Consider the following 9488-nt stretch of genomic DNA (forward strand, 5'->3'; position numbering starts at 1 on the left):
GCGGTCCTCCGTGGCGTACGCGATGCCGTGGCGGATCGCCTCCCGCACGGAGCGGGCCTGGATCTGCCGGCCCCGCTTGTAGAGGTTCCCGCGCAGGTAGCGGCCGTAGGAGCGCCCGAACACGCTCATCGCCAGCTCGGTGCGCCCGGCGCCCATGAGCCCGGCGATGCCGACGACCTCACCGGCGCGCACGGTCAGGTTCGCGCCGTCGACGACGAGGCGGTCCTGCACGGGGTGGCCGACGGTCCAGTCCTCGATGCGCAGCACCTCCTCGCCGGGGTGCGACTCGCGCTCGGGGTAGCGGCTGTCGAGGTCGCGGCCGACCATGCCGCGGATGATGCGCTCCTGGCTGACGGCCTCGGCGCGCATGTCCATCGTCTCGATGCTGCGGCCGTCGCGGATGATGGTCGTGGCGTCGGCGATGGCCTCGATCTCGTTGAGCTTGTGCGAGATCATGATGCTCGTCATGCCCTCGCGGCGCAGCGCCCGCAGCAGGTCCAGCAGGTGCGCGGAGTCGGTGTCGTTGAGCGCGGCGGTGGGCTCGTCGAGGATGAGCAGCTTGACGTTCTTGCTGAGCGCCTTGGCGATCTCCACGAGCTGCTGCTTGCCGACGCCGAGCTGGCCGATCGGGGTGGTCGGGTTCTCGTCGAGGCCGACGCGCGCCAGGAGCTTGGCCGCCTCGCCGTTGGCGCGGTTCCAGTCGATGAGCCCGCCGCGGCCGCGGATCTCGTTGCCCAGGAACAGGTTCTCCGCGATCGACAGGTACGGCACGAGGGCCAGCTCCTGGTGGATGATCGCGATGCCGGCGTGCTCGGAGTCGTTGATGCCCTGGAAGCGGCACACCTCGCCGTCGAAGACGATCTCGCCCTCGTACGTGCCGTGCGGGTAGACGCCGGAGAGCACCTTCATCAGCGTCGACTTGCCCGCCCCGTTCTCGCCGCAGATGGCGTGCACCTCGCCTCGGCGCACCGACAGCGAGACCTCGGAGAGCGCCTTGACGCCGGGGAAGGTCTTGGTGATGGAACGCATCTGAAGGATGTTGTCGGTCATCGACGACTCGCCGTCCTCGTCTGCTCTGCTGCGGCCCGCGGCCGCCCGGTGGGGTGGGAGCTGGTGCGGGTCCCCGACCCCCGGTGGGCACCGGGGGTCGGGGACCCCGTGACGGGTCGCGTCAGCCGGCCTGGCCCGCGTCGACCTCGGCCTGGGTGTAGTAGCCGGTGTCGACGAGGGCGGAGGTCACGTTGTCCTTGGTGACGATCTCCGACTCCAGCAGGTAGGAGGGGACGACCTTGACGCCGTTGTCGTACGTCTCGGTGTCGTTGGCCTCCGGCTCCTTCCCGTCGAGGTAGGCCTGCGCGGCGGTCACCGCCTGCTCGGCGAGCTTGCGGGTGTCCTTGAAGATCGTCGCGTACTGCACGCCGTCGTTGATGAGCTTGACGGAGGCGATCTCGGCGTCCTGGCCGCTGATGATCGGCATCGGCTTGCCGGCGGCGCCGTACCCGACGTTCTGCAGCGCGGTGATGATGCCGCGCGAGATGCCGTCGTAGGGCGACAGGACGCCCTGGACGGTGCTGCCGTCGTTGTAGGTGGAGGTCAGCAGGTTCTCCATGCGCTGCTGCGCGGTCTCCTGCTGCCAGCGCAGGGTCGCGGCCTGGCCGATGTCGGTCTGGCCGGACTTCACGACGATGCTGCCGTCGTCCATGAACGGCTTGAGGGTGTCGATGGCGCCCTTCCAGAAGAAGTGCGCGTTGTTGTCGTCCAGCGAGCCGGCGAACAGCTCGACGTTGAACGGGCCGGTCGCGGTGCCGCGGGAGCCGTCCGGGTTCAGCAGGCCGAGGCCGTTGAGCAGCGAGGTCGCCTGCTGCACGCCGACGTTCTCGTTGTCGAAGGAGACGTAGAAGTCGACGTCGGCGCTGCCGCGGATGAGGCGGTCGTAGGAGATGACCTCGATGCCCGCGGCCTCGGCGGCCGCGAGCTGGCTGGTCAGCGCGGTGCCGTCGATCGCGGCGATGATGAGGACGTCGTGGCCCTTGGTGATCATCTGGTCGATCTGCTGCGACTGGGTGGGGATGTCGTCGTTGGCGAACTGCAGGTCGACCTCGTAGCCGGCGTCCTTCAGGCCCTGCTCGACGGAGTCGCCGTCGGCGATCCAGCGCTCGGAGGTCTGGGTGGGCATGGACACGCCGACGGTGATGTCGCCGTCGGCCGGCGCGGCGCTGCCGGAGTTCTCGCCGCCGCCGGCGCCGGAACCACCGCAGGCGGAGAGCGCGAGGACCAGGCCGGTGGTGAGTGCGAGAAGGGGACGGTTGGTCACGGCGGAACTCCTCTGTACCTCGTGAGCGTCATGTGGCGGACTGCCATGACGTGGGTTTCGGGCGTCGGGGACGACGCGGCCCACCTCGCCGGGACCGGGCTGCGTCGACCCGGGCGGCGGCGGTGGGGCTGGTGGGACGCCCGCAATTGTTAACGTTAGCAACCGGGGCGTCAAGCGACTCGCCGCAGCCGTGGAAGCTCCCCTGATCGGCCGAGAACCGGCGCCCGGAGTGGCGGTCCCAGCCGGGCGGAGCTGGGCTACCCTGACGCCGGGGAGTCCGGGCGCGCCCCGTGCGCCGCCTCCCGGCCGGTGCCCGTCGGGCCGGTGGCCGCCCCTCCCCGCTCTCCCGTCCGGTGCACCGCGGTGCCCGCCGACAGTCAGGATGCGCCCATGGCAGGGTCCGAGCAGACCGCGGCGGGGTCCGACCAGCCCGCGGCGGACGCCGCGGGGCCGGGCCGGGACCTACCGCGCACTCCCGTCCTGGCCGACGTCGCCGAGCGCGCCGGCGTCTCCCAGCAGACGGTCTCGCGCGTGGTGCGGGGTTCTCCCGTCGTGGCGCGCCGCACCCGCGAACGCGTGGAGCAGGCCATCGCCGAGCTGGGCTACCGCCCCAACGCCGCCGCCCGCGCGCTCGTGACGCGTCGCTCCCACCGCATCGGCGTCGTCGCCACCACCACGGCGGTCTACGGGCCGACGATGGTGCTGCAGGGGGTGCAGGAGGCCGCCCGCGCCGCCGGCTACTCCGTCAGCCTCGTCATGGTGACCGACCTGGCGCCCGAGGCCGTGACCGACGCCTTCGAGGAGCTGCACGCGCAGTCCGTGGAGGGCGTCGTGGCCGTCGTGCCCGAGGACGCCTCGCAGCACGCCGTGCAGACCGCCGGGGCGCTGGTGCCCTGCGTGCTCGCCCCCGGCCTGGACGGTGACGGCGTGCCGGACGCGTACTGGGCGGAGCTGGCCGCGGCCCGCACCGCCACCGCGCACCTGCTCCGGCTCGGCCACCGCACCGTTCACCACATCGCCGGGCCGCAGGACTGGGCGGAGTCGCGGGCGCGCGCCACCGGCTGGCGCACGGCGCTGGTGGAGGCCGGCCGGCCCGTGCCGCACCCGGCGCGGGGCGACTGGACCGCCGCCGGCGGCCACGCCGCCGGTCACGAGCTGCTCGCCGCCGGCGCCACCGCGGTCTTCGCCGCCAGCGACCACATGGCCATCGGGGTGGTGCGCGCCGCGGCGGAACGAGGGCTGGTGGTGCCCGACGACGTCAGCGTCGTCGGCTACGACGACGTGCCCGAGGCGGCCTACCTGAACCCGCCCCTGACGACCGTGCGCCAGGACTTCACCGAGATCGGGCGCCGCTGCGTGCAGGTGCTGCTGCGACGGCTGGCCTCCCAGGAGGTGCCCGCCGGTCGCGACGACCTGGCGCTGGTGGTGCGGGCGAGCACGGGACCACCCCCGGCCCCCGCGCGCCGCACCCCCGCACCCCGCCACGGCGCCCGGGCCTGAGGCCGGCGGACCCGGGCCGGGGACCCGGGGCCGCCCTGGGTCCGAGGTCGCACTCCACCGCCCCCACGACGCACGAGAGCCCCACCCGGGTGGTCCCGGGTGGGGCTCTCGCGGATCAGCGGTTCACACCGCCGTCAGGTGCGGCTCAGGCGCCGCCGGTGAGCTTCTCGCGCAGGGCGGCCAGGGCCTCGTCGGAGGCCAGGGTGCCCTGGGCCTCCGGCGCCTCGGAGGTGTAGCTCGTCGACGGGGCCGACGAGCTGACGCCGGTCTCGACGTCCTCGCCGGCGTCGGCGCGGGCGGCCTCCGCCTCGGCCGCCTCGGCGACCTGGCGGCGGTGGGCCTCCCAGCGCTCGTGGGCGAGGGCGTACTGCCGCTCCCACTCCTCGCGCTGGGTCTCGTACCCCTCGAGCCACTCGTTGGTCTCGGGGTCGAAGCCCTCGGGGTACTTGTAGTTGCCCTGCTCGTCGTAGTCCGCCGCCATGCCGTACAGCGAGGGGTCGAACTCCTCGCCGGCGGCGGCGACGGCCTCGTTGGCCTGCTTGAGGGACAGCGAGATCCGCCGGCGCTCGAGGTCGATGTCGATGACCTTGACGAAAATGTCGGCGTTGACCTGGACGACCTGCTCGGGCACCTCGACGTGGCGCTCGGCCAGCTCGGAGATGTGCACCAGGCCCTCGATGCCGTCGTCGACGCGCACGAACGCACCGAACGGCACGAGCTTGGTGACCTTGCCCGGCACGACCTGCCCGATCGCGTGGGTCCGGGCGAAGTGCTGCCAGGGGTCCTCCTGCGTGGCCTTCAGCGACAGCGAGACGCGCTCGCGGTCCATGTCCACGTCGAGCACCTCGACGGTGACCTCCTGGCCGACCTCGACGACCTCGCTGGGGTGGTCGATGTGCTTCCAGGACAGCTCGGAGACGTGCACCAGGCCGTCGACGCCGCCGAGGTCGACGAACGCACCGAAGTTGACGATCGAGGACACGACGCCGGAGCGCACCTGGCCCTTCTGCAGGGTCTGCAGGAAGGTCTGGCGCACCTCGGACTGGGTCTGCTCCAGCCACGCACGGCGGGAGAGCACCACGTTGTTGCGGTTCTTGTCGAGCTCGATGATCTTGGCTTCGATCGTCTTGCCGACGTAGGGCTGCAGGTCGCGCACGCGCCGCATCTCCACCAGGGAGGCGGGCAGGAAGCCGCGCAGGCCGATGTCGAGGATGAGACCGCCCTTGACGACCTCGATGACGGTGCCCTCGACGACCTCGTCGGCCTCCTTCTTGGCCTCGATCGTGCCCCAGGCGCGCTCGTACTGGGCGCGCTTCTTGGACAGGATCAGCCGGCCCTCCTTGTCCTCCTTCTGGAGGACCAGGGCCTCGACCTCGTCACCGACGCCGACGACCTCGCTGGGGTCGACGTCGTGCTTGATCGAGAGCTCGCGGGAGGGGATGACACCCTCCGTCTTGTACCCGATGTCGAGCAGCACCTCGTCGCGGTCGACCTTGACGATCGTCCCGGAGACGATGTCGCCGTCGTTGAAGTACTTGATCGTCTCGTCGACCGCGGCGAGGAACTCCTCCGCCGATCCGATGTCGTTGATCGCGATCTGGGGAGTCGAACCCGCCGGAGCGGTCGTGGTGGTGGTCATGAAGGAGGGGCTCCGTCGTGGACAGTCGTCGATGGGGATCGCAGGGGTGTTCCGAAGCGACCACGAGGCGTGCTCGCCGTTCCCTGCGGGATGTCGGTGGGCGCGGTGCTCGCCCATCCAGTCTACCGGGCGCACCTGGAGCGGCCAAGCGCCCCCGCTCCCCCGTCGTCCGGGCGGTGCGAGGTGGGCAGGTCGGGGACACGGTGTTGGCGCGTCGTTGTGCACGATAACTGAACGTACGTACGGGCAGGCGCTCGACCACCGCGGCCGCCGGTGCACCCGGCGCGCGAGGATGCAGCGGTGGACACCAGCCCGGCCGACGCGCCCCCGCCCCATCCGCAGCCCGAGCCGCAGCCCCGGGTGGGGCGCTGGCCGGTCGACGCGGACACCTCCGCCCGGGCCAACCGCTCGTGGTGGGACGCCGACGCCGCCGGCTACCGGGCCGAGCACGGCTCCTTCCTGGGGGTCTCGGACTTCGTCTGGGGACCGGAGGGGCTGCGGGAGGCCGACGCGGGCGTCCTCGGCGACGTGCGCGGCCGGCGGGTGCTGGAGGTCGGCTGCGGCGGGGCGCAGTGCGCGCGGTGGCTCGCCGGCCGGGGCGCGCACGTGATCGCCGTCGACCTGTCCGCCGGCATGCTGCGCGAGGCCCGCGCCCTGGACGCGTCCGCGGGGGTGCGCACCGACCTCGTGCAGTGCGACGCGCGCCGGCTGCCGCTGGCGGACGGCTGCGTCGACGTGGTGTGCTCCGCCTACGGGGCCCTGCCGTTCGTCGCGGACGTCGGCGAGGTGCTCGCGGAGGTGGCGCGGGTGCTCGTGCCCGGTGGCCTCCTCGCCGCGAGCGTCCCCCACCCGCTGCGCTGGGCCCTGCCCGACCTGCCCGGCGCCGACGGCCTCGTGGTGCGCCACTCCTACTTCGACCGCACGCCCTACGTGGAGGCGGACGAGGAGGGCGCGGTCCGCTACGTCGAGCACCACCGGACCCTGGGCGACTGGGTGCGGGCCCTGGCCGCCGCCGGGTTCGTGCTGGCCGACCTCGTCGAACCGGAGTGGTCGGCCGGTGATCAGGTCTGGGGCGGCTGGAGCCGGTTGCGCGGCGAACTCGTGCCGGGCACGGCGATCCTGGTGGCCCGGCGCTCACCCACCGCCTGACCCGCGGCCCGCACCCACCCGGCGGCGCCGGGCGTCAGTGCCCGGCGTCGTGCCAGGAGCGGCCCACCCCGACGGAGACCTCCAGCGGCACCTGCAGCTGAGCCGCGGCGGCCATCTCGGCGCGCACCAGCTCCTCCAGCTGGGCCCGCTCCCCCGGCGCGACCTCCAGCACGAGCTCGTCGTGCACCTGCAGCAGCACCCGCGAGCGCAGCCCCGCCCGCGCCAGCGCCGCGTCCACGCCGAGCATCGCCACCTTGATGATGTCGGCGGCCGATCCCTGGATGGGGGCGTTGAGCGCCATCCGCTCGGCCATGTCCCGGCGCTGGCGGTTGTCGCTGACCAGGTCGGGCAGGTAGCGGCGGCGGCCGAGGATCGTCTCGGTGTACCCGGTGCGGCGGGCCTCCTCCACCACGCCGTGCAGGTAGTCGCGCACCCCGCCGAAGCGCTGGAAGTACTCGTCCATCAGCGTGCGCGCCTCCTCCACGGAGACCTTCAGCTGGTTGGACAGGCCGAACGGGGACAGCCCGTAGGCCAGCCCGTAGGACATCGCCTTGATCTTGGCGCGCATCTCGGAGGTCACCTCCGCGGGGGCCACCTCGAAGACGCGCGAGCCCACGAAGCGGTGCAGGTCCTCCCCCGAGCGGAAGGCGGCGATGAGCCCCTCGTCGCCGGACAGGTGCGCCATGATCCGCATCTCGATCTGGGAGTAGTCGGCGCTGAGGAGGCTCTCGAAGGGGCCCTCGGCGTCGGCGCCCACGACGAAGGCCGCCCGGATGCGCCGTCCCTCCTCGGTGCGGATGGGGATGTTCTGCAGGTTGGGGTCGGTGGAGCTGAGCCGGCCCGTGGCGGCGATCATCTGCTGGAAGGTCGTGCGGATGCGCCCGTCGTCGCCGACGGCCTTGCGCAGCCCCTCCACCGTCTGCCGCAGCCGGCTGGCGTCGCGGTGGGCGAGCAGGTGCATGAGGAACGGGTGCTCCGTGCGCACGTAGAGCGCGGCCAGCGCGTCGGCGTCGGTGGTGTACCCCGTCTTCGTGCGCTTGGTCTTGGGCATCTGCAGCTGGTCGAACAGCACCGTCTGCAGCTGCTTGGGCGAGCCCAGGTTGATCTGGGTGCCGATCACCTCGAACGCCAGCGCCTGCGCCTCGGCGACGCGGTCGGCGAAGCGCTGCTCGAGGTCGGCCAGCAGCGCGGTGTCCACCGCGATGCCCGCGCGCTCGGTGCGGGCCAGCACGTCGACCAGGGGCAGCTCCACCTCCGCCAGCAGCCGCGTCCCGCCCCGCTGCTCCAGCTCGGCGGCCAGCACGTCGGCGAGCTCGGCGACGGCGAGGGCGCGCACCATGGCGTCCTCGGCGGCGGCGTGGCGGTCGGAGCCCAGCGGCCCCTCCCCCGCGTCCAGCTCCAGCTGCGCCGCCGGCTCCGGCGCCGCCACCTCCGCGCGCAGCTCCCGGCCCAGGTGGCGCACCGCGAGGTCCGCGAGGTCGTAGCTGCGCTGGTCGGGGTAGCACAGGTACGCCGCCAGGGCCGTGTCCTGCACCAGGCCGCGCAGCTGCCAGCCGCGGGCGGCGAGCGCGTGGCTGGGCCCCTTCACGTCGTGGGCGACCTTGGGGCGCCCGGGATCGGCCAGCCAGGCCGCGAGCGCGCCCTCGGCCTCCTCGTCGAGACCGGTCGGGTCCAGCCACGCGGCGGTGCCGGCGGCGGTGGCCAGCGCCAGGCCGCTGACGTCGCCGCTGCCGGCGGCCCAGCTGCCGGCCACGTGCAGGCCGGTGCGCCCGGTGGCGTGCTCGGCGAGCCAGCCGGCGACCTCGGCGGGGGCCAGCACCCGCCCGTCGACGCCGAAACCCTCCTCGGCCTCCGGCTCGGCGGCGGTGAGGGTCGCGAAGAGGCGCTCGCGCAGCACGCGGAACTCCAGGCCGTCGAAGACGGTGTGCACGCGCTCGCGGTCCCAGCTGCGCCGGTGCAGGTCCGCGACGTCGACGCCGAGGTCGAGGTCGCGCACGAGGGCGTTGAGCCGGCGGTTGCGCAGCACGCCGTCCAGGTGCGCCCGCAGGCTCTCCCCCGCCTTGCCCTTGATGTCCCCGGCCCGGGCGATGACGCCGTCGAGGCCGTCGTAGGCGGCGATCCACTTGGCGGCCGTCTTGGGGCCCACGCCGGGCACGCCGGGGAGGTTGTCGCTGTCCTCCCCGACGAGGGCGGCGAGGTCGGGGTAGCGCTGCGGGGGCACGCCGTAGCGCTCGGCCACGACCTCGGGGGTCATCCGCACCAGGTCGGAGACGCCCTTGCGGGGGTAGAGGACGGTGACGTCGTCGCTGACGAGCTGCAGGGAGTCGCGGTCACCGGTGGAGACGAGGACCTCGTAGCCGGCGGCGACGGCCTGCGTCGTGAGGGTGGCGATCACGTCGTCGGCCTCGTAGCCGTCCTTGACGACGACCGGCACGTGCAGGGCGTCGAGGACCTCCTTGACCAGCTCCACCTGCCCGGCGAACTCGGTCGGGCTCTTGGCGCGGTTGGCCTTGTACTCGGCGTACTCGGCGGTGCGGAACGTCTGGCGCGAGACGTCGAAGGCGACCGCCAGGTGCGTCGGCTCCTCGTCGCGCAGCACGTTGATGAGCATGGAGGTGAAGCCGTAGACGGCGTTGGTGTGCTGGCCGGTGGAGGTGGTGAAGTTCTCCACCGGCAGCGCGAAGAAGGCGCGGTAGGCCAGGGAGTGCCCGTCGACGAGCAGCAGGCGGGGGCGAGCCGTCGCGGGCGGGGCGGTGCCGGCCCCGGTGCGGGTGGTCGCGGTCGGCTGCGGCGCGGCGGGGGCGGTCACGCGGGTCAGCGTAGGTGCTGCCACCGACGCGGGGACCGACGCGGGGGGGCGGTCAGCTGGCCGACTGCACCCGCGGG

General features: G+C 73.3%; 6 protein-coding genes. 2 read left to right on the forward strand and 4 right to left on the reverse strand.

Going from position 1 to position 9488, the window contains the following annotated elements:
- Together ABEB16_RS02250 and chvE are read right to left on the reverse strand one after the other, a co-directional pair.
- The coding region (locus ABEB16_RS02250) for an ATP-binding cassette domain-containing protein (RefSeq protein WP_345710649.1) at window positions 1–1050 on the reverse strand (1050 nt) is incomplete at its 3' end.
- 121 nt (window positions 1051–1171) lie between these two features.
- The gene (gene chvE, locus ABEB16_RS02255) at window positions 1172–2314 is read right to left on the reverse strand and encodes a multiple monosaccharide ABC transporter substrate-binding protein (RefSeq protein WP_345710650.1); all 1143 of its coding nucleotides are present in this window, start codon (window positions 2312–2314) and stop codon (window positions 1172–1174) included.
- A gap of 390 nt (window positions 2315–2704) precedes the next feature.
- Between chvE and ABEB16_RS02260 the strand changes: the two genes are divergently transcribed.
- Window positions 2705–3814, forward strand: coding sequence for a LacI family DNA-binding transcriptional regulator (locus tag ABEB16_RS02260; protein ID WP_345710651.1), 1110 nt, complete (start codon window positions 2705–2707; stop codon window positions 3812–3814).
- 145 nt (window positions 3815–3959) lie between these two features.
- On the opposite strand, the gene rpsA is transcribed toward ABEB16_RS02260, so the two are convergent.
- Window positions 3960–5453, reverse strand: coding sequence for a 30S ribosomal protein S1 (rpsA, locus tag ABEB16_RS02265; protein ID WP_345710652.1), 1494 nt, complete (start codon window positions 5451–5453; stop codon window positions 3960–3962).
- A gap of 300 nt (window positions 5454–5753) precedes the next feature.
- On the opposite strand from rpsA, the gene ABEB16_RS02270 reads away from it, so the two are divergent.
- Entirely contained in the window at window positions 5754–6602 is an 849-nt protein-coding gene (locus ABEB16_RS02270; protein ID WP_425560087.1) for a class I SAM-dependent methyltransferase, read from the forward strand.
- A gap of 34 nt (window positions 6603–6636) precedes the next feature.
- On the opposite strand, the gene polA is transcribed toward ABEB16_RS02270, so the two are convergent.
- Complete coding sequence (polA, locus tag ABEB16_RS02275) at window positions 6637–9411, reverse strand: DNA polymerase I (protein WP_425560088.1); 2775 nt, start codon at window positions 9409–9411, stop codon at window positions 6637–6639.
- Between the last annotated feature and the right edge of the window lie 77 nt (window positions 9412–9488).

Source organism: Kineococcus glutinatus, assembly GCF_039542765.1.
Taxonomy (GTDB): domain Bacteria; phylum Actinomycetota; class Actinomycetes; order Actinomycetales; family Kineococcaceae; genus Kineococcus_A; species Kineococcus_A glutinatus.